The organism is Variovorax sp. 01N425 (assembly GCF_056399465.1).
Genome location: NZ_JBFTRJ010000010.1, coordinates 199,932 through 217,935, shown reverse-complemented (window position 1 = coordinate 217,935; position 18,004 = coordinate 199,932). Strand labels below are relative to the sequence as shown.

The 18,004-nt window shown below is 68.3% G+C and carries 20 protein-coding genes; 9 read left to right on the top strand and 11 right to left on the bottom strand.

The window, feature by feature from the left end; translation table 11 throughout:
* Position 1 precedes the first annotated feature (1 nt).
* From AC1DSC_RS19735 to AC1DSC_RS19720, 4 genes are read left to right on the top strand one after another with little or no spacing between them, the layout of a single operon-like run.
* A complete protein-coding gene (locus tag AC1DSC_RS19735; protein ID WP_012748705.1) occupies positions 2–955 on the top strand; it encodes a sterol desaturase family protein in 954 nt (317 codons plus the stop codon).
* Positions 952–1,248, top strand: coding sequence for a 2TM domain-containing protein (locus AC1DSC_RS19730; protein WP_012748706.1), 297 nt, complete (start codon positions 952–954; stop codon positions 1,246–1,248). Before AC1DSC_RS19735 ends, AC1DSC_RS19730 begins: the two co-directional genes overlap by 4 nt.
* Complete coding sequence (locus AC1DSC_RS19725; protein ID WP_012748707.1) at positions 1,245–2,312, top strand: sensor histidine kinase; 1,068 nt, start codon at positions 1,245–1,247, stop codon at positions 2,310–2,312. Before AC1DSC_RS19730 ends, AC1DSC_RS19725 begins: the two co-directional genes overlap by 4 nt.
* Complete coding sequence (locus tag AC1DSC_RS19720) at positions 2,309–3,154, top strand: LytR/AlgR family response regulator transcription factor (RefSeq protein WP_012748708.1); 846 nt, start codon at positions 2,309–2,311, stop codon at positions 3,152–3,154. Before AC1DSC_RS19725 ends, AC1DSC_RS19720 begins: the two co-directional genes overlap by 4 nt.
* 89 nt (positions 3,155–3,243) lie before the next feature.
* Here AC1DSC_RS19720 and AC1DSC_RS19715 read toward each other — a convergent pair whose 3' ends face one another.
* Complete coding sequence (locus AC1DSC_RS19715) at positions 3,244–3,594, bottom strand: hypothetical protein (RefSeq protein ID WP_012748709.1); 351 nt, start codon at positions 3,592–3,594, stop codon at positions 3,244–3,246.
* Positions 3,595–3,728: 134 nt separating this feature from the next.
* On the opposite strand from AC1DSC_RS19715, the gene AC1DSC_RS19710 reads away from it, so the two are divergent.
* Positions 3,729–5,543, top strand: coding sequence for a glutamine--tRNA ligase/YqeY domain fusion protein (locus AC1DSC_RS19710; protein ID WP_012748710.1), 1,815 nt, complete (start codon positions 3,729–3,731; stop codon positions 5,541–5,543).
* A gap of 56 nt (positions 5,544–5,599) precedes the next feature.
* Here AC1DSC_RS19710 and AC1DSC_RS19705 read toward each other — a convergent pair whose 3' ends face one another.
* Positions 5,600–5,902 carry a hypothetical protein gene (locus AC1DSC_RS19705; RefSeq protein WP_230537924.1) on the bottom strand — a complete coding sequence of 101 codons (303 nt, stop codon included), beginning with the start codon at positions 5,900–5,902 and terminating at the stop codon, positions 5,600–5,602.
* 64 nt (positions 5,903–5,966) lie between these two features.
* On the opposite strand from AC1DSC_RS19705, the gene AC1DSC_RS19700 reads away from it, so the two are divergent.
* Positions 5,967–6,863 (top strand): peptidoglycan DD-metalloendopeptidase family protein, encoded by an 897-nt coding sequence (locus tag AC1DSC_RS19700; protein WP_041945712.1) that lies wholly within the window; start codon positions 5,967–5,969, stop codon positions 6,861–6,863.
* A gap of 32 nt (positions 6,864–6,895) precedes the next feature.
* Positions 6,896–7,186, top strand: coding sequence for a nucleotidyltransferase family protein (locus AC1DSC_RS19695; protein ID WP_012748713.1), 291 nt, complete (start codon positions 6,896–6,898; stop codon positions 7,184–7,186).
* A gap of 90 nt (positions 7,187–7,276) precedes the next feature.
* On the opposite strand, the gene AC1DSC_RS19690 is transcribed toward AC1DSC_RS19695, so the two are convergent.
* From AC1DSC_RS19690 to AC1DSC_RS19675, 4 genes are all read right to left on the bottom strand, one after another.
* Positions 7,277–8,212 carry a M14 family metallopeptidase gene (locus AC1DSC_RS19690; RefSeq protein ID WP_012748714.1) on the bottom strand — a complete coding sequence of 312 codons (936 nt, stop codon included), beginning with the start codon at positions 8,210–8,212 and terminating at the stop codon, positions 7,277–7,279.
* A gap of 122 nt (positions 8,213–8,334) precedes the next feature.
* Positions 8,335–9,315, bottom strand: coding sequence for an MBL fold metallo-hydrolase (locus AC1DSC_RS19685; protein WP_012748715.1), 981 nt, complete (start codon positions 9,313–9,315; stop codon positions 8,335–8,337).
* A 72-nt stretch (positions 9,316–9,387) separates the two neighbouring features.
* Positions 9,388–10,590 (bottom strand): ammonium transporter, encoded by a 1,203-nt coding sequence (locus tag AC1DSC_RS19680; RefSeq protein WP_012748716.1) that lies wholly within the window; start codon positions 10,588–10,590, stop codon positions 9,388–9,390.
* Between the two features lie 176 nt (positions 10,591–10,766).
* Positions 10,767–11,672 (bottom strand): LytTR family DNA-binding domain-containing protein, encoded by a 906-nt coding sequence (locus AC1DSC_RS19675; protein WP_012748717.1) that lies wholly within the window; start codon positions 11,670–11,672, stop codon positions 10,767–10,769.
* 130 nt (positions 11,673–11,802) lie between these two features.
* Here AC1DSC_RS19675 and AC1DSC_RS19670 point away from each other — a divergent pair, with 130 nt between their 5' ends.
* A complete protein-coding gene (locus tag AC1DSC_RS19670; RefSeq protein WP_015866402.1) occupies positions 11,803–13,044 on the top strand; it encodes an acyltransferase family protein in 1,242 nt (413 codons plus the stop codon).
* Here AC1DSC_RS19670 and AC1DSC_RS19665 read toward each other — a convergent pair.
* Positions 12,980–13,399, bottom strand: a complete 420-nt coding sequence (locus tag AC1DSC_RS19665; RefSeq protein ID WP_015866403.1) for a PaaI family thioesterase — start codon at positions 13,397–13,399, stop codon at positions 12,980–12,982. The two genes, AC1DSC_RS19670 and AC1DSC_RS19665, sit on opposite strands and share 65 nt — an antisense overlap.
* Before the next feature lie 220 nt (positions 13,400–13,619).
* Here AC1DSC_RS19665 and AC1DSC_RS19660 point away from each other — a divergent pair, with 220 nt between their 5' ends.
* A complete protein-coding gene (locus AC1DSC_RS19660) occupies positions 13,620–15,248 on the top strand; it encodes a DUF4139 domain-containing protein (RefSeq protein ID WP_015866404.1) in 1,629 nt (542 codons plus the stop codon).
* Between the two features lie 18 nt (positions 15,249–15,266).
* On the opposite strand, the gene AC1DSC_RS19655 is transcribed toward AC1DSC_RS19660, so the two are convergent.
* The 4 genes from AC1DSC_RS19655 to ylqF are packed head-to-tail and all read right to left on the bottom strand — an operon-like array spanning position 15,267 to position 17,882.
* Positions 15,267–15,716 (bottom strand): Fur family transcriptional regulator, encoded by a 450-nt coding sequence (locus tag AC1DSC_RS19655; RefSeq protein WP_015866405.1) that lies wholly within the window; start codon positions 15,714–15,716, stop codon positions 15,267–15,269.
* Between the two features lie 31 nt (positions 15,717–15,747).
* Positions 15,748–16,257, bottom strand: coding sequence for an anthrone oxygenase family protein (locus AC1DSC_RS19650; protein WP_015866406.1), 510 nt, complete (start codon positions 16,255–16,257; stop codon positions 15,748–15,750).
* A 54-nt stretch (positions 16,258–16,311) separates the two neighbouring features.
* Entirely contained in the window at positions 16,312–16,923 is a 612-nt protein-coding gene (locus AC1DSC_RS19645) for a Crp/Fnr family transcriptional regulator (protein WP_015866407.1), read from the bottom strand.
* Positions 16,920–17,882, bottom strand: coding sequence for a ribosome biogenesis GTPase YlqF (gene ylqF / locus AC1DSC_RS19640; RefSeq protein WP_015866408.1), 963 nt, complete (start codon positions 17,880–17,882; stop codon positions 16,920–16,922). The genes AC1DSC_RS19645 and ylqF overlap by 4 nt, the downstream gene beginning before the upstream one ends.
* Between the last annotated feature and the right edge of the window lie 122 nt (positions 17,883–18,004).

Genomic DNA, 18,004 nt, shown 5'->3' with positions numbered 1-18,004 from the left:
CATGGCCGTGCTCTTTCTGATCCTCAAGATTGCCGTCACGGTGGTGCTCGCCGCCTCCATTGCCGAAGCACTGGTGCTGTCGTGGCGCCACGGCTGGCGCAGCTACGACTGGAAGGCGGCCGGCGTCTCGGTGGTCGACTTCCTGGTGCGCGAATACCCGCTGCGCTGGCTGCTGCCGCTGGCCTTCTGGACCGGCGCCATGGACTGGTTCTGGAACCACCGGCTCTTCACGCTGCCCATGGACCACTGGAGCGGCTGGGTCGCCTGCTTCATCGGCCAGGAGTTCTGCTACTACTGGTACCACCGCGCCGCCCACCGCGTGCGCTGGTTCTGGTGCACGCATGCCATCCATCATTCGCCGAACCAGCTCAACCTGTCGGCCGCCTACCGCTTCGGCTGGACCGGCCGGCTCAGCGGCACGCTCGCCTTCTTCATGCTCGCGCCGCTGCTGGGCATGCCGCCCAAGGTGATCCTGCTGATGCTCACGCTGAACCTGCTCTACCAGTTCTGGATCCACGCGGCCTGGATTCCCAAGCTCGGCCCGCTGGAATGGGTGCTCAACACGCCCTCGGCCCACCGCGTGCACCACGCCTCGAACCTCGAGTACCTGGACGGCAACTACGGCGGCGTGCTGATCGTGTTCGACCGCCTGTTCGGCACCTACATCCCCGAGCGCGCCGACCTGCCCTGCCGCTACGGGCTGGTGCAGCCGATCGTCTCCAACAACATCCTCGAGATCGAGTTCACCCACTGGCGTGCGCTGCTGCGCGACCTGCGCTCGGCGCGCTCGGTGCGGGCTTTCGTCGGCTACCTCTTCAAGCCGCCGGGCTGGCGGCCCGACGGGCCCGGCGAGACGACCGAGGAGCTGCGGCAGCGGGCGGCGCTGCAATCGTCGCCAGCGCAGCCGCCGTCCGCCCCCGAATTCATTCCGGTTCAATTCAAGGAGTTGTCATGAACCCCACCCTTCAGAACGCGTCCCGTCCCGACATCGAAAAACTCGCCCGCCGCCGCGCCGGTGCCAAGATGGGCTGGTACATCCATGCCTTCGTCTATGTGCTGGTGAACCTCGGGCTGGTCGCCCTCTCCGCATCGCGCGGCCATACCTGGGCCGTGTATCCGCTCATGGGCTGGGGCCTGGGCCTCCTGATCCACGGCGCCGTGATCTGGTTCGTCGCGCCCGGCGGCGGCTTCTATGACCGGCTGGTGGAACGCGAACGGCGAGCGCTGCATCCCGGGGAGCGCGGATGAGTGTTGAAGCGCTCCCTCGTTTCCGCGCGGAGAACGTCCGGGGCATGCTGCGGCATGGCCTGATCACCGTCGTGTTCTGCTGCTTCATTGCCGCCGCGCTGGCCATCACACAGCACGGGGACTGGGGGGCGCAGATGGTGTATTCGCTGTCGATCGGGCTGATCAGCTGGCTCTTCATCGACGTGGGCCGGCTGCTGATCAGCGGCCACCGTGAAGTGCTCTGGCCGCCCGGCCCCTGGGGCTATCTGCTGGTGGCAGGCGGCGTGGCGGTGGGCTTCCTGGGGGGCAATGCGATCGGCGATGCCTGGACCCACCAGCCTCTGCTCGACTTCGGCAACTTCACGGAACGCAAGCTCGCGACCACGATCGTCATCACGCTGACGGCCACCGTCTGCATGTGCTTCTTCTTCTACAGCCTGGGCCGGAGCAAGTACATGCGCAGCCAGCTCGACCTGGCGCAGCGCAACGCCACCGAAGCCCGGCTCAAACTGCTGGAGACGCAGTTGGAGCCGCACATGCTGTTCAACACGCTGGCCAACCTGCGCGTGCTGATCACGGCCGATCCGCCGCGCGCCGTGGCCATGCTCGACCGCCTCAACAACTACCTGCGCATGACGCTCAGCGGCTCGCGCGCCCTGTCGCACCCACTGTCGGCCGAGTTCGAACGGCTGGCCGACTACCTTGAGCTGATGTCCGTGCGCATGGGCGAGCGCCTGCGCTACACGCTCGACCTGCCCGATGAATTGCGCGGCACGCCGGTGCCGCCGCTGCTGCTGCAGCCGCTGGTCGAAAACAGCATCCGCCACGGGCTCGAACCCAAGGTCGAAGGCGGCGCGATCGACGTGCGCGCGCGGCAGCTCGACGGCCGGTTGATCATCGAAGTGAGCGACACCGGCGTCGGCCTGGATGCAGCGCAGCCTTCCGAAGGCAGCGGCTTCGGGCTCGAGCAGGTGCGCGAACGGCTTGCCACCGTGTATGGCGACCAGGGCCGCATGAGCCTGGCCGCCGGGCCTTCGGGCGGAACCCTTGCCACACTCAGCTTTCCATTGCAGCCCCGTTCATGAATTCCACTGCCCTCATCGCCGAAGACGAACCGCTGCTCGCCCAGGCCCTCAAGGCCGAACTCGCCGCGGCATGGCCCCAACTGCAGGTGCTCGCCACCGCGGGCGACGGCCGCAGCGCCGTGCGGGAGGCTCTGCGCCTGCTGCCGCAGGTGCTGTTCTTCGACATCCGCATGCCGGGCCTCGACGGCCTGGGCGCCGCCGCCGAACTGGCCGACCGCTGGCCCGTCGACGAGGCGCCCATGCCGCAATTGGTCTTCGTGACCGCCTACGACGAATACGCCGCCCGCGCCTTCGAGACGCAGGCCATCGACTACGTGCTCAAGCCCGTGCAGCCCGAGCGTTTGCGCAAGACCGTGCTGCGGCTTCAGCAGGCGCTGGCTGCGCAGCTGCGGGTAAAGCCAGCTCCTGCCGCCGCCGACGAAGCGCTGGAGAGAACCCTCGCGCAGTGGCGCGAGCTGCTTGCCGCCGCAGCGGGCAATGGCATGTCGGCGCCGCCCGCCGCCTCCACCGCCCCGCTGAAGATGATTGCCGCCAGCGAAGCCGGCGGCAGCACCGTGCGCATGGTTCCGATCGACGAGGTGCTGTACTTCGAAGCCGCCGACAAATACATCCGCGTGCTCACCGCCACGCACGAATACCTGATCCGCACGCCGCTCAAGCAGCTGCTGGCCCAGCTCGACCCCGAAATCTTCTGGCAGGTGCACCGCGCCGTGGTGGTGCGCAGCTCGGCCATCGAGGCCGTGCACCGCGACGAGGCCGGCAAGCTGCACCTCGACCTGCGCGGCCGACCCGAGAAAATCCCCGTCAGCCGGCTCTACGGCCACCTGTTTCGCGCCATGTGAAATAGCGGGTGCGGCGTTCGCGCATAAAAAAACCGACCCCGGAAGGTCGGCTTTTTCATCCGGCGGCTGCTTGCCGCCTGCGGAGCCGCTCAGCGCCAGTGGCGATGGCCGTGGTAGTAGCCGCGCGGACCGTAGTAGCGCGGCGGTCCGTAGTACGCCGGCGGCGCGTAGTACACCGGGGCCGGACGGTAGTAGACCGGCGGCGGCGGACGGTAGTACACGGGCGGCGGCGCGTCGTAATACACCGGCGCGGGGGCCGTATAGACCGGCGCCGGGTAGTAGGCCGGAGCGCCCACACCCACGGCAACCCCTGGCAGGCCCACGCCGACCGACCAGCTCACGTCGCCACGGGCACTGGCCGAGGTGGCCGCAAACAATGCACCGGCTGCCACGACACTCGCGGCGGCCCATTTGAAGAAGGTTGAACGTGTGAGGCTCATGATGTTGGACTCCTTGTTGGGGCGTTTCCCGCCCATGTGTGTATTGAACGCGCCAAATGCAAAGCGGTTGCCCGCCGCAATGTGAAGAACGTAGCCAAAGGTAACCGGCAGGGGGTGCGTTCTAGAATGCCGCAATGACCTCCCCGACCGACAAAGACAGCGCAAAAACAGCCGCTGCACCGAGCAATTTCCTGCGCCACGTGATCGAAAACGACCTTGCGCAGGGGGCCTATTCTGGCCGCAAATGGGGTGGCTCGCCCGGCGACGCCGCCCATCACGCCCAGGGCATGCCCGACCCGGCCAAGGTGCGCATGCGCTTTCCGCCCGAGCCCAACGGCTACCTGCACATCGGCCACGCCAAGAGCATCTGGCTGAATTTCGAGCTGGCCAGGGAATACGGCGGCGTCTGCCACCTGCGCTTCGACGACACCAACCCGGAGAAGGAAGAGCAGGAATACGTCGATTCCATCCGCGACGCCGTCCAGTGGCTCGGCTACGAAACCCACCTGGCCGACCGCCCCACGGCCCCCGGCACCCTGCAGCCGCACGAATACTTCGCAAGCGACTACTTCGACTTCATGTACCGGGCCGCCGAATACCTGATCGGCGCCGGCCTGGCCTATGTGGACGAGCAAAGCGCCGAGGAAATCCGCGCCAACCGCGGCGACTTCAACACGCCCGGCACCGACAGCCCGTTCCGCAGCCGCAGCGCGGAAGAAAACCTCGCCCGCTTCCGCGCCATGCGTGACGGCCAGCTGCCTGACGGCGCCGCCATCCTGCGCGCCAAGATCGACATGGCGAGCCCCAACATCAACATGCGCGACCCGGCGCTCTACCGCATCCGCCGGGCCACACACCACAACACCGGCGACAAGTGGTGCATCTACCCGATGTACACCTTTGCGCATCCCATCGAGGACGCGCTCGAGCAGATCACCCATTCCATCTGCACGCTGGAATTCGAAGACCAGCGCCCCTTCTACGACTGGCTGCTCGACCGCCTGGCCGAAGGCGGCCTCATCGCAAGCCCGCATCCGCGCCAGTACGAATTCGCGCGCCTCAACGTCACCCATGTGCTCACCAGCAAGCGCAAGCTGCGCCAACTGGTCCAGGAAAAGCACGTCGACGGCTGGGACGACCCGCGCATGCCCACCCTCGCGGGCCTGCGCCGCCGCGGCTACACGCCCGAGGCGCTGCGCCTGTTCTGCGAACGCAGCGGCACCACCAAGTCCGGCGGCTGGATCGACTACGCGAGCCTGGAAGCCGCGCTGCGCGACACCCTCGACCCCATCGCGCCGCGCGCCATGGCCGTGCTCGACCCGGTCAAGCTGGTGATCACCAACTGGGGCGAACTGATGGGCGGCGACGACGTGCTCGACGACTGCTCCGCCCCCGTGCATCCGCACCACCCCGAAATGGGCAAACGCGAATTCAAGCTCGGCCGCGAGGTCTGGATCGAGCGCACCGACTACGAGGAAGTGCAGCCCAAGGGGTTCTTTCGCCTGTTCCCGGGAAACAAGGTGCGCCTCAAGTACGGCCACGTCATCGAATGCACCGGCGGCACCAAGGACGCGAGCGGCAAGCTCGTCGAAGTGCAGGCCACGCTGGTGCCCGACACCAAGAGCGGCACGCCGGGCGCGGACGCCATCAAGGTGAAAGGCAACATCACCTGGGTGGCTGCGGCCGATGCGGTCGAGGCCGAGGTGCGGCTGTATGAGCGGCTGTTTGCGGCGGCCAATCCGGGCAGCGGCGAGCTGCTCGACGAGCTCAACAAGACGAGCCTGGAGGTTTGCTCCGCGTATGTCGAACCGTCGCTGGCCAAGGCGCAGGACGGTGCGGCATTCCAGTTCGAGCGGCACGGGTACTTCGTGCTCGATGCGAAGGCGAGTGCCGGCGGCAAGCGCGTGTTCAATCGCGCTGCGGGCATGCGGGACAGCTGGGGCAAGTAAGACCGCCCCCTGCTCGTACAAAACCGGCGGCCGCAATGGCGCCGGTTTTCTATTGCCTATTGCGCCCGCTTGTAGACCACGCCCAGCACCGCGCTGTTCTCATCGGTCGTGCACAGCGCCGGTCGCCCCTGCGCGCCGATCTTCAGGTTGATCGTGTAGACGCCGTCGCGCGGCGTCGTGCCCCTGTCCGCAACGACGCTCGACGCCGGCACGCGAAACTCGCGCGAGGCCGCGGCCACGCAGTTCTTGATGCTCGCCTCGGGCGCGCCGCCTACACGGATCGCGGTGCTGTTGCACCCGGCGGCCAGCGCGGCCGCGCTTACCATCAAGCCCCATCGGCCCAGTGCTCGGATGTTCATGTCCGGTTCCTTTGTGTTCGCTGCGCCCTTGTTTGTTCGCTTCGCAAGCCTCGAGTTCAACGCCATGCATCCCTCGCTTCCCGAATCCGCTCCATCCGGCCTCGGCCGCCGCTCCGCCCTGCTCGGCACCTTCGGCCTCGTGGCATTGGCCTCGGCGCGCGCCGTTGCGGCGGCTCCCTCGGCCAAAAAGAAGCAGCCGGAGGTCTGGCCGCATGCATCGCAGGTGCCGGGCGGCGTGGCCCGCCTGTCGCTCGGTCCGGCGGCCAGGCGCCCGCAGGCCTTCTCCAGCGACCTGCCGCTGCTGGTGGTGGGCGACGCCATCGAGTGGACCGCGCTCGTGGGCATTCCGCTCGCAGCCGTGCCGGGCGAGGCGAGCATCGCGGTGCGCACCGAGGGCGGCAACGAAAAGCAGATCGCCTACACCGTGAGCCCCAAGCAATACCGCGAGCAGCGCCTCACGGTGCCGCCGCGCACCGTCGACCTGTCGCCGGAGGACGAAGCGCGCTACGAGCGCGAGCGCGCGCACCTCGCCACCGTGATGGCCACCTTCACCGACTTGCGGCCCGACGCCGCGCTGCAGATGCGCGTGCCCGTGCCCGGCCGCCGCTCCAGCTCCTTCGGCCTGCGCCGCGTGTTCAACGGCCAGTCGCGCAATCCGCACAGCGGCATGGACATCGCGGCCGGCACCGGCACGCCCGTGCTGGCGCCGCTGCCGGGGCGCGTGATCGACACCGGCGACTACTTCTTCAACGGCGGCACGGTGTGGCTCGACCACGGCGGCGGCCTGCTCACGATGTATTGCCACCTGAGCCGCATCGATTCAAAGGTGGGCGACGTGCTGAAGACCGGCGAGCAGCTCGCCGCCGTGGGCGCCACCGGGCGCGTGACGGGACCGCATCTGCATTGGTCCGTGATGCTCAATCGGGCGATGGTGGATCCGGCGTTGTTCGTTGCGGCGTGAATTGAACCCACAGCCGCACTACACTGCGCCCCATGCGTCCTTCTGAAGCCCTGTCACAGCACCGCGTCCGCATCCGCGAGATCGCACTGCGTCATCACGTCAGCAGCGTGAGAGTGTTCGGCTCGGCTTCGCGTGGAGAAGACGGACCCGACAGCGATCTCGATCTGCTGGTCGAACCTACGGAACAGACCACTCTCATGGACATCGGCGCCATCAGGCACGAGTTGAAGGCCCTTCTTGGCATGGAAGTCGACGTGCTCACGCCCAACGGCTTGCCGCCGAAGTTCCGTGATCAGGTGCTGCGCGAGGCGGTGCCAGTATGAGCCGAGGTGATCCGCAGCGTCTTGTGGATCTGCCATCACTTCGCGAACAGATTTCGAAATTGATGGAGCCTTGAGGGCTTCATCGCCGACTCAGATCGGCTTCGTCAAATAAACCGCCTCGCGCCCCACGATCACCCGCTGCGCGGGCATGAAGATCGTGCACTCGTCGCAGGGCGCGCGGATCTCGTCCGGGCCGTTGGTGGCGATCAGCTCGCCCTTGTCAAAGGTCTCGAAGCCGATCAGCGGGCGCACGAACGCGAAGTCTTCCGACCTGATGACGTGCGTCTGCAGCAGCTCGAAGCGGCGCTGCGGGCCGGGCGCCGGCGCGGCGGGGTCCTTGTCGATGAGGCCGAAGTGCGCCAAAAAGTCGAGCGAGATGGCGGTGGCCAGCTCGGAGGCCGAGCGCAGGAAGTGCTGGCCGCATTCGGCGACCAGTGCCACGCCCTTGCCATCGGGCAGGCCATGGCGGCCATGCTGGATCAGCGGCGTGCCGGAGCCCAGGCCGTCGGGCATCACCAGGTGCACCGACGGACGGCCGATGGCCAGCGCCGCCTCGGCGTTGCGCTCGAAGGCGGGATACACCCAGAACGGAATCACCGGCTGGCTGGTGGAGTGGATGTCCAGGATGTGGTCGGCCGCGCTCACCACCGGCCGCAGCGCGCGGGCGCGGCGCAGCTCGGGGCTGTCCTCGGTGCCGTCGAGCCATTCGGGCGACCAGATGCGGTTGAGGTTGTGCACCAGCTGGCGGCTGTCGAAGGGCAGCGCCTGGTCGAAGGACTCGTAGGCTTCCACGTTGGCAAAGCTCACGGTGAGCGTGCCGATCTTGGGGCGCACCTGGGTGTCGAGCAGGTGCGTGGCGGCGGTCATGCCGCAGATTTCATTGCCGTGCGTGAGCGCGTTGATCAGCACGTGGGGCCCCGGCTTGCCGGACTCGAAGCGGTGCACATAGTCGATGCCGACGTTGCCCTTGCGGTAGGCGGAGAGATCGCGCGGGAGGACTTCGAGGGCGGGGGGAGCTTGGGTCATGTTGGCGTGGAGTGTGGAGCGGAGCGGTCGGGCGAGTTTGCTACAGCACGCACATTCGTGCTGCTGGCGCGGCAACACCTGCCCGCGCCGTTCAAGCTTCAGCCGGCCGGCCGGCCGGCTGTCTATCGCACCTGCTGGTAATCCACGGGCACCCAGACGTAGCCCTTGCCTTCGGCCCGCACATGGCCCAGCCCCGGGAACGGCAGGTGCGCACTGCCGACCAGGTAGCGCCCCTTGGCCGCATCGGCATAGGCCTTCTTGCGTTCCGCCGCCGCCGGCTTCGAATCGACGTCGAACGAGATGGTGATCTGCGGCTGCGCAAACTGCACGGCGGCCACGTGCATCAGGTCGCCCCACAGCACCAGCTTCTGGCCCTTGGACTCGACCAGGTAGATGTTGTGGCCCGGCGTATGGCCATGGGCGGGCACGGCCTTGATGCCGGGCACCAGGTCGGTGTTGCCCTTCATGCCCTTGAACTTGCCGGCCTCCACATACGGGTTCAGCGAGGCCATCGCCCCCTGGAAGAAGCCCTTCATCTCGGCGGAAGCCTTCTCCAGGTTGGCCTTGTCGAGCCAGAAGTCGGCGTCTTCCTGCCCGGCGTGGATGGTGGCGTTGGGGAACACCAGCTTGCCGTCCTGCACCAGGCCGCCGACATGGTCGCCGTGCATATGGGTGATGAGCACGTCGTCGACTTGCTCGGGCTGATAGCCCGCGGCCTTGAGATTGGCCTGCAGGCTGCCGAGCGTGGGGCCGAACAGGCCGCCGGCACCCGTGTCGACCAGCACCAGCTTGCTGCCGGTGTTGATGAGATAGGCGTTCACCGAGGTGGGCACGGTGTCCTTCTCGAAGCCGCGATCGAGCAGCTTGCCGATCTGTGCCTGCGTGGTATTGGTGAGCAGCTTCTTGGGCTCGAGGTCGATGGTGCCGTCGAACAACGCCGTCACCTCGAAGTCGCCGAGCATCGTGCGGTAGAAGCCCGGCGCCTGGGTCTTGACCTGCGGAGCGCCGGCCTGCGCCGTGGAAGAAAACGAAAGCATCAGCAGGCTGCCGGCCAGTGCGGCGACGCCGCGGCGCAGCCAGCGAGCGGGTGTTGTTGTTGTCATGGGGTCTACTCCTCGGCGGTTGTAAGGGGCGCCGAGAATAGCCCAGGCAGGCCGGTCCTGCAGGAACCCGGCCTACCAGTTCACCTCACGCTCCGGCGTCGCCGAGATGTGGTGGATCGACAGGTCGGCGCCGTCGTATTCCTCTTCCTGCGTGAGCCGCAGCCCCATCGTCGCCTTGAGCGCGCCGTACACCGCCGCTCCGGCCAGCGCCGCCCACGCCACGCCCATCAAGGTGCCGATGAGCTGCGCCCAGACGCTCACGCCGCCGATGCCGCCGAGCGCCTGGGTGCCGAAGATGCCGGCCGCGATGCCGCCCCAGGTGCCGCACAGGCCGTGCAGCGGCCAGACGCCGAGCACGTCGTCGATCTTCCATTTGTTCTGCGTGAGCGTGAACATCACCACGAAGATGGCCCCGGCCACGCCGCCCACCACCAGCGCGCCCAGCGGATGCATCAGGTCGGACCCCGCGCACACGGCCACGAGACCGGCGAGCGGGCCGTTGTAGACAAAGCCGGGGTCGTTCTTGCCCAGCGCCAGCGCAACCAGCGTGCCGCCGACCATTGCCATGAGCGAGTTGACGGCCACCAGGCCGGAGATCTTGTCGATGCTCTGCGCGCTCATGACGTTGAAGCCGAACCAGCCGACGCACAGCACCCAGGCCCCCAGCGCCAGAAAAGGAATGTTCGACGGCGGATGCGCGCTCAGCGAGCCGTCGCCGCGGTAGCGGTTGCGGCGCGCGCCCAGCAGCAGCACGGCCGGCAAGGCGAGCCAGCCGCCCACCGCGTGCACCACCACCGAGCCGGCAAAGTCATGGAACTCGCTGCCCGTGGCCGAAGCGATCCAGGCCTGGATGCCGAAGGCCTTGTTCCAGGCAATGCCCTCGTACAGCGGATAGACGAAGCCGACGATGACCGCGGTAGCGATCAGTTGCGGCCAGAACTTGGCACGTTCGGCAATCCCGCCCGAGATGATCGCCGGAATGGCCGCCGCGAAGGTGAGCAGGAAGAAGAACTTCACGAGTTCGTAGCCGCTTTTTGCTGCGAGCTCGGTGGCGCCCACGAAGAAGTGGGTGCCGTAGGCCACGCCATAGCCCACCAGAAAGTACACGATGGTCGAGACCGAGAAGTCGACCAGGATCTTAACCAGCGCATTGACCTGGTTCTTCTTGCGCACGGTGCCCAGTTCCAGGAAGGCGAAACCGGCATGCATGGCCAGCACCATGATCGCGCCGAGAAGAATGAACAGCGCGTCTGCGCCCTGTTTGAGTGCGTCCATTGGAGCTTCTTGCAGTTTTTGGTTTGAATTGGTGCGTGCACCCGAATTGCTCGGGGCAGCGCCGCAAGAAAGCAAAAATGGTGCCTGAAGGCTCTCTAGTGGTGCGTCACGGAGGGAAATGAGCCTTCTCAGTGCAGAGCCGCACCGGAACAGGACGGATCGACGCACCGCCCGGGTCAGCTTGCCCCGGCGCGCAAGGCCTCGCGATAGCGCCGGCTGCAGGGCACCGTGCTGCCGTCGTGCATGTGCAGCCGGGCATCGCCGCCGTCGAGCGGCTCGATTTCCTTGATGCGGCCGAGGTTGACGGCGTGGCTTCGGTGCACGCGCACGAAATGGGCGGGGTCGAGCTGCGCCAGAAAATCGGTGAGCGTGGCGCGCAGCAGGTAGTCGTGGCCGTTGACGTGCAGGCCGACGTAGTTGCCTTCGGCCTGGAGCCAGTCGATGTCGCTCGCGGCAATGAGGAACTCGCGCCGCAGCTTGCGCACCAGGAAGCGCTCGGGGCGCGCGGGCGGCGCGGCAGCCCGATGGGCTTCGGCGGGCTCGGCCGGCGCTGCCGCCGCCGCCTCGGGCGGGTCGAGCACGCGCGCCTCGCCCTGCAGCCGCAGCATGAACACGCCGTACACCCAGATGCCGAACACCATAGACAGGTAGGCGCGCACGTCCTTCAGGTATTCGTAGCCCCAGCGCCCGGTCCAGCCCGCGAAGTCGTAGCGCTCGCCAACCGCCGCGTAGACCATCGCGCGCAGCGCGAACATCGCCGCCACGTGCACCACGCTGAAGACCACGCTGGCGGCCAGGTGCCAGCCCAGGTAGCGCAGCAGGTGGGTGCGTGCGAGCGGCGACAGCCGGTGCTGGATGGCCACCACCGCCGGCACCAGCGCCAGCAGCACGAGGTGGCTCGACACCTCCCAGGTGACGATTTCCCAGGCGGCGCGCGGCACGGCGCGGTCGCGCGCGTCGACCAGCGCGACGGTGGTGTTGAACACCGCCTGCAGCGCCATGAAGACGATCCAGAAGCCCACTTCCACGCGGCGGCGGATGGGTTCGTAGCGCTCGTACAGGTTCTTCCGGGAATCTGCCATGCCCGGGATTCTCGCGATCCCCGCACCGGGCGGGCGAATTTCGTCCCTGCAGGGCACCGCTCGTCACAAAAGGCCCGCGATCCGTCCCGCGGGCAGGCCGTGCGCCGCGGATGGACGCAACCATCGGCCGATGAGCACAACCGCATCCACCCTGCCCGACCGGCGGCACGACATCGACGCGCTGCGCGCGCTGGCCTTCCTGCTGGTCATCCTGTACCACGTGGCGATGTACTACGTGGCCGACTGGCCCTGGCACCTCAAGAGCCCGCATGCCGCCGAATGGCTGCAGTGGCCGATGCGCATGCTCAACCTCTGGCGCATGGACCTGGTGTTCCTGGTCTCGGGCGTGTCGCTGGGCTTCCTGAGCCGCAGCCAAGGCACCTGGAGCCTGCTGCGCAGCCGCGGCGTGCGGCTGATGCTGCCGCTGGCCTTCGGCATGGCGGTGGTCGTGCCCTACCAGGCCTATGCCCAGGGCGTGGCCAGCGGCTTGGTGGCGCCGGGCTTCGGTGCCTTCCTGCTGCGCTATCTTTCGATGGGCGATCCGTGGCCGAAGGCGGCCTTCGACGGCGCGGAGTTCGGCATCACCTGGAACCACCTCTGGTACCTGCCCTACCTGTTCAGCTACACGGCGCTCATCGCGCTCACGCTGCCGCTGTGGCGGTCACCCGCCGGCCAGTGGATGCGCCGCCGATTCAACGGGCTGCGCGGCTGGAAGCTGCTGCTCCTGCCGGCGCTTCCGCTGCTGGTCTGGACGATGCTGCTGGCGCGGCACTTTCCGCCCACGCACAACCTGGTCCGCGACTTTCACCTGCACAGCATCTACTTCACCGTGTTCCTCTACGGCTACTGGATGGGCGTGGACACGGGCGTGTGGCGCGAACTGGAACGCCTGCGGTGGGTGTCGCTGGCGCTGGCCGCGGCGGCGATCACCGCCTTCATCGTGCTGCGGCTCGGCGTCAAGGGCCCGCCCTCCGGCGTACCGATGGACGCCCTGCGCATGCTCTACCTGTGGCTGGCGGTCGCCACCATCCTGGGCCACGGCCACCGCCACCTGAACCGTCCGTGGCCCTGGCTGCGCTGGGCCAACGAGTCGGTGTACCCGTGGTACGTGCTGCACCAGACGCTGATCATCGCGGGCGTTGCGCTGCTGGCTCCGCTCGCGCTGGGGCCGGTGCTGGAGCCGGCCTTGCTGGTCGCGCTGACCATCGTGGGCTGCTGGCTGCTCAACGACGGGCTGATCCGCCGCTTCAACGGGCTGCGGCCGCTGTTCGGCCTCAAGCGCCGGCGCGCCAGCGCCAAGACCGCAGTCACTTTGCGGGCGGAGGCGCTTCCACCGGAACCAGGATGGCAGTCCCCGTCGCCACGAGCTTGAGGCTGTCGCCATCGCCCTGGCCATAGAGCTCGGCGGTGGTGAACACCTGCTTGCGCCCCGCCTTCACCACCTTGCCGCGCGCGATGAAGGCACGGCCCAGCGCGGGCGACAGGCAATTCACCGAGAAGTGCGAGGCGAGTACGCGGCCCGCCACCGTGGCGGCCGCGAAGCCGCAGGCGGTGTCGAGCATGGCGCCGATCAACCCGGCATGCAGGAAGCCGGCGTACTGGCCCATGTCTTCCTCGCGCCATTGCATGCGCAATTCGGCTTCGCCGTCGGCGGCGCGCGTGACCTCGAAGCCGGCCCAGCGGTTGAAGGCAGCGGTCTTGTTGATGGCCTGGATGGTGTCGAGCATGGAAGGTCTCCTTGGAGCGGAAATGCACGGGCGATGCGCACGAGCCACTCTACGAAGCGCAGCCGCCATGCCTCGTCGCGCGCGCGACCGGCCGCGGCGCCGCGGTTGCGTTGGCGACAGCAACGCCCGCCTCAAAAAACTTCGCGATGGCTTAACCCCGTTGGACGAGCCCGGCCGTATGAGTGGAGACAAGCCATCCATCCACTTCCGAAGGTTCTCCATGCAAGCACCCTCCTCCGCCTTCTTTCTTCTCCGTGCCACCTTCGCCGCCACTGCCTGGCTGGCGGCAAGCGCCGGCGCCCATGCGCAAGCCGCAGCCGACAACTCGCGCATCACCCAGGTCAAGGTCTATCCCGGCAGCGCCACGGTGGAGCGCGTCGCGCGGGTGGCGGCCGGCAGCCGGTCGGTCACCTTCGCCTGCCTGCCCGCGGGCCTCGACGTGCAGAGCCTGCAGGTGTCGGCCGGCGCATCGGTGCGCGTGGGCGAGGCCTCGGTGCTCAGCGAGGCGCGCGAACTGTCGCCCCGCTGCGCCACCAGCGCGCTCGACGGCCGCATCCGCGAACTGGAAGACCAGAAGGCCGCCCTGCAGGCCGAGACCGATGCGCTGGGCATGGTGACGGGCTACCTCAAAGGCCTCTCGGGCGGCAGCGGCGAATCGGCCCAGGGCGCCCGCGCGCCGATGGATGCACGCAACCTCGCGGCCATGGCCGAGGCGATGCGCCGCACCGGGCAGGACTCATTGCTCAAGCAGCACCAGATCCAGCGCAGGCAGGCCGACATCGACCGGCAGCTCAATCCGCTGCTGGCCGAACGCAAGCGCTCGCAAGGCCACGGCGCACAGGTGATGGCCGTGACCGTGACGCTGGCCGCCAGCGCCGATGCCGACGTGAAGCTGAGCTACCAGGTCGCCGGCCCCGGCTGGACGCCCAGCTACCGCGCGCTGCTCGACACCGCCACGAGCAAGGTACGCATCGAACGCCAGGCGCTGGTGGCGCAGGCCACGGGCGAAGACTGGCGCGGCGTGAAGCTGGTGCTCTCCACCGGCCAGCCGCGCCGCGAAACCGCGGGCCGCACGCCCACGGCGTGGCGCATCGGCATCGAGCCGCCGCCGCGTGTCCAGGGAGGCATGGCCGCGATGATGGCGCCGGCGCCCGCCGCGCCCGCCGCATCCGCCGACCGGCTTGCCATGGCCGAGGCCACGCAGCCCCTGTTCGACGTGAACGTGTTCGACAACAGCTTTGCCACCGAATTCGCGGTGCCGCAGAGCATCGACGTGCCCTCCAGCGGCCAGCGCGTGACGCTGGCGCTGGGCCAGCACGAAGACACGGCCAAGCTCGCGGCCCGCACCAGCCCGCGCGTGGATGCCAGCGCGTTCCTGGTGGCCGAGCTCGCGCAGCCGGCCGGCGTATGGCCGGCCGGTGCGCTGCAGCTCTACCGCGACGGCAACTTCGTCGGCAGCGGCCGGTGGAGCGCGCCGAGCGACGCCAGGCTCACGCTCTCCTTCGGCCGCGACGAACTGGTGCGCGTGCAGGCCGAGCCCGAGAACGACAGCCAGGGCACGGGCGGCTTTGCCGGCTCGCGCGCCGAGCGCAAGGTGCAGCGCGCCTACGTGGTGGAGAACCGCCACCGCACGCCGATCGCGGTGCAGGTGCTCGAGGCGGCCCCCGTCTCGGTCGACGAACAGGTGCGCGTGGCCGCGCAGTTCTCGCCGCAGCCGGCCGAGTTGGCCTGGAACAAGCAGCCCGGGCTTGCCATGTGGCGCGTCGACCTGGAGCCCGGAAAGACCGCGCGCGTCGCGGCCGACTACAGCATCAGCTACCCGAAGGACGCGCGCCTGCAGATGCGCTGACCTGCCTGCCGCTGGGCGTCAGTGGGCCTTGGGCGACCGCGCCTTGCGGGCGGCACCGGCGCAGGCCGCGCACACGCCGTGCAGCGTCACTTCATGGCTTTTCACCTGGAAGCCCTTGGGCACAAGATCGGTCATCGGCCCGGGGCAGGCATGCAGCATGAAGACCTGCCCGCAGCTGCTGCAGTGAAAGTAGTGATGGTGATGGTCGGCCTCTTCGCCGTGCTGGTGCGAATGGCGGTGCGCATCGGGCTTGCAGGCCACTTCGTAGCGCGCCGGCTCGCCGGGCAGCTCGACCTTGGCGATCTCGCCGTCGGCCAGCAGCATGGAGACCTGGCGGTACACGGTGGAGAGGCTGATCTCGGGCACGATGGCGCGGGCGCGCTCGAGGATTTCAGGTGCGGTCAGCACCAGGCCGGTGTCGCTGAAGGCCGAGAAGACCGCGTTGCGTTGGCGCGTGAGGCGTTGCATGCCTCGATGATAGTGGGCGGGCGCCACCCGTTCAGCGAGCGCAGCGATTGGCCCGCATGCACAAGGCGGCCAGCGCCAGCGCGAACGCCGCCGCGCTGGCCCACGTGCGCCAGAGGTTCGCCGCGTTCCAGCGTTCGCGCGTCTGCGCCCAGTCGGGCGGCAGCGACCATGGATTCCAGGATTCGGTATAGGCATTGAGCGGCAGGTTGACCTGCGCGGTGAACAGCACGATGCCAAGGGCATACAGCACCCCGGCGCTCGCCAGGCACCACAGCCAGTGCTCGCGCCACGCCGGCCACGCCGCCAGCACGGCCAGCGCGCAGAACAGCGGCGGACCGAAGAAGAAGCCGAAGAACATCGCGTGCCGCACGTTGCGGTTCAGGGCGGACTGCACCAGCGCATAGGTGCTGCCGTCCATCTGCAGGGTGGCGAAGTTGACGTTGGCACTGTAGGTCCAGAAGAAGCCGGCCATCAGGCCCAGCCAGAAGACGGCGAGCGCGTGCAGCCCGAGCTGCAGGGCCGTCGGCGAGAAACGGAACATGGCGGTGTCCCCTCACGGAAAGCCCCAGTGTTCCAGCCCAGCCTGGAGCGCGCCTTAACCGTCGTTAAGCCCCATGCCTGCGCGCAGCCGCGACAACGAGACATCGGTCATTCCCAGGTACGACGCCAGGTGCCGCAGCGGAATGCGCTGCGTCCATTCGGGCCGCTCGCGCAGCAGCGCCTCGTAGCGCTGGCGCGCGGTGCACTGCAGGAAGACCTGCTCGCGCCGCATCTTGTCGTCGAGCAATCCCGCCAGCGCATGAAGCTGCAGCGCGGTCCATGAAGGCAGGTGCGCCACGGCGGCTTCGAGCGCGGCATACGGAAGGCGCCACACGATGGCCGGCGCCAGCGCCGCAATGAAGAAGGCTGCGGGCTCGCGGCGCAGCAGCTCGGTCACGGGCCAGATGAACGCATCCTCGGCATGGAAGTTCTTGTTCGACTCGCGGCCTTCGCTGTCGATGTAGAAAAGCCGCAGCAGCCCCTGCTCCACCCAGAAGGCATGCTGCCACGGCTCCCCGGCCGCCAGCAGCGTGGCGTGGGCCGCCAGCGTGGTGCGCTGCGCCTGGCCGGCCAGTGCAGCCAGCGCGGCAGGCGCCAGTTCCGGGAAGCGCCGCTCGAGCGCCAGCGCCCATGCGTGGCCTGCGGATTCGGCGCCCGTCGGTCTCATGCGTCCTGTTCGGGCGCGGCCTCAGGCTTGGGTTTGCCCTTCTTTCCGCGCGCCGCCTTCTTTGCCGCACGCTCCGCATCGGCGCGCAGCCCCTCGGCGAGCCACTGCGCAAACTCCTCGGGCGTCTCGAGCGTGACGCGCCCGAGGTTGCCCGCGCGGAACTCGTGCATCACGATCTCGGCCGCCTTCTGCAGGTTGACGCGGCCCTTGCCCAGCAGCGCGCCGCGCTTGCGGCCGATGGCGTCGAGCACTTCCTCGTCCTTCATGGCGGCAATGGCCGCGGCATCGAGCTCGGCCAGCTTGAAGCGCTCGGTGATGCCGGCCGCGTAGTGCGTCTTGAGGTAGTTGAGCAGCTCCAGCGCCACTTCTTCCTCGTCGAAGGCGTTGCGCCCGACGGCGCCGCTGGCCGCCAGGTTGTAGCCGCTCTTGGGCACCACGATGCGCGGCCACAGCATGCCGGGCGTGTCCCACAGGTAGAAGTCGTCGGCCAGCGTGATGCGCTGCTCCAGCTTGGTGATGCCGGCCTCGTCGCCGGTCTTGGCCTTGCGGCTGCCGGTGAGCGTATTGATGAGCGTCGACTTGCCGACGTTCGGAATGCCGCAGATCAGCACGCGCATCGGCTTGGCCATGCCGCCGCGGTTGGGCGCAAGCTCGTGGCAGGCGCGCACGATGGCCTGCGCGGGCGTGGTCAGGCTCGCGTCGAGCGCAATGGCGCGCGTGGCGGGCAGCGCGTTGTAGTGCGCAAGCCAGAGCGCCGTGCGCGCCGGGTCGGCCAGGTCCTGCTTGTTGAGCACCTTGAGCGTGGGCCGGCCGGAGGTGAGTTCGGCCAGCATCGGGTTGGCGCTGGAGCCGGGCAGGCGTGCGTCGAGCAGCTCGATGACCACGTCGATGTCCTTCACCCGCTCGGTGATGGCCTTCTGGGTCGTGTACATGTGCCCGGGGAACCACTGGATCGCCATCGATGGGTGTTCTTTCTTTCGCTCTGTGGGGGAAGGTGCGGGCCCGAAGGCCGGGTGCGCATTGTGGGCTTTGTGTAGCTGCGCAGGCCCATTTTGCCTGTGCCCGGGCGCACCGCGCCCTC

Excerpts from the sequence above, each read along its gene's own strand:
- AC1DSC_RS19735 (WP_012748705.1), top strand. The coding sequence starts at position 2 with ATGGCCGTGCTCTTTCTGATCCTCAAGATTGCCGTCACGGTGGTGCTC.
- AC1DSC_RS19730 (WP_012748706.1), top strand. The coding sequence starts at position 952 with ATGAACCCCACCCTTCAGAACGCGTCCCGTCCCGACATCGAAAAACTC.
- AC1DSC_RS19725 (WP_012748707.1), top strand. The coding sequence starts at position 1,245 with ATGAGTGTTGAAGCGCTCCCTCGTTTCCGCGCGGAGAACGTCCGGGGC.
- AC1DSC_RS19720 (WP_012748708.1), top strand. The coding sequence starts at position 2,309 with ATGAATTCCACTGCCCTCATCGCCGAAGACGAACCGCTGCTCGCCCAG.
- AC1DSC_RS19715 (WP_012748709.1), bottom strand. The coding sequence starts at position 3,594 with ATGAGCCTCACACGTTCAACCTTCTTCAAATGGGCCGCCGCGAGTGTC.
- AC1DSC_RS19710 (WP_012748710.1), top strand. The coding sequence starts at position 3,729 with ATGACCTCCCCGACCGACAAAGACAGCGCAAAAACAGCCGCTGCACCG.
- AC1DSC_RS19705 (WP_230537924.1), bottom strand. The coding sequence starts at position 5,902 with ATGAACATCCGAGCACTGGGCCGATGGGGCTTGATGGTAAGCGCGGCC.
- AC1DSC_RS19700 (WP_041945712.1), top strand. The coding sequence starts at position 5,967 with ATGCATCCCTCGCTTCCCGAATCCGCTCCATCCGGCCTCGGCCGCCGC.
- AC1DSC_RS19695 (WP_012748713.1), top strand. The coding sequence starts at position 6,896 with ATGCGTCCTTCTGAAGCCCTGTCACAGCACCGCGTCCGCATCCGCGAG.
- AC1DSC_RS19690 (WP_012748714.1), bottom strand. The coding sequence starts at position 8,212 with ATGACCCAAGCTCCCCCCGCCCTCGAAGTCCTCCCGCGCGATCTCTCC.
- AC1DSC_RS19685 (WP_012748715.1), bottom strand. The coding sequence starts at position 9,315 with ATGACAACAACAACACCCGCTCGCTGGCTGCGCCGCGGCGTCGCCGCA.
- AC1DSC_RS19680 (WP_012748716.1), bottom strand. The coding sequence starts at position 10,590 with ATGGACGCACTCAAACAGGGCGCAGACGCGCTGTTCATTCTTCTCGGC.
- AC1DSC_RS19675 (WP_012748717.1), bottom strand. The coding sequence starts at position 11,672 with ATGGCAGATTCCCGGAAGAACCTGTACGAGCGCTACGAACCCATCCGC.
- AC1DSC_RS19670 (WP_015866402.1), top strand. The coding sequence starts at position 11,803 with ATGAGCACAACCGCATCCACCCTGCCCGACCGGCGGCACGACATCGAC.
- AC1DSC_RS19665 (WP_015866403.1), bottom strand. The coding sequence starts at position 13,399 with ATGCTCGACACCATCCAGGCCATCAACAAGACCGCTGCCTTCAACCGC.
- AC1DSC_RS19660 (WP_015866404.1), top strand. The coding sequence starts at position 13,620 with ATGCAAGCACCCTCCTCCGCCTTCTTTCTTCTCCGTGCCACCTTCGCC.
- AC1DSC_RS19655 (WP_015866405.1), bottom strand. The coding sequence starts at position 15,716 with ATGCAACGCCTCACGCGCCAACGCAACGCGGTCTTCTCGGCCTTCAGC.
- AC1DSC_RS19650 (WP_015866406.1), bottom strand. The coding sequence starts at position 16,257 with ATGTTCCGTTTCTCGCCGACGGCCCTGCAGCTCGGGCTGCACGCGCTC.
- AC1DSC_RS19645 (WP_015866407.1), bottom strand. The coding sequence starts at position 16,923 with ATGAGACCGACGGGCGCCGAATCCGCAGGCCACGCATGGGCGCTGGCG.
- ylqF (WP_015866408.1), bottom strand. The coding sequence starts at position 17,882 with ATGGCGATCCAGTGGTTCCCCGGGCACATGTACACGACCCAGAAGGCC.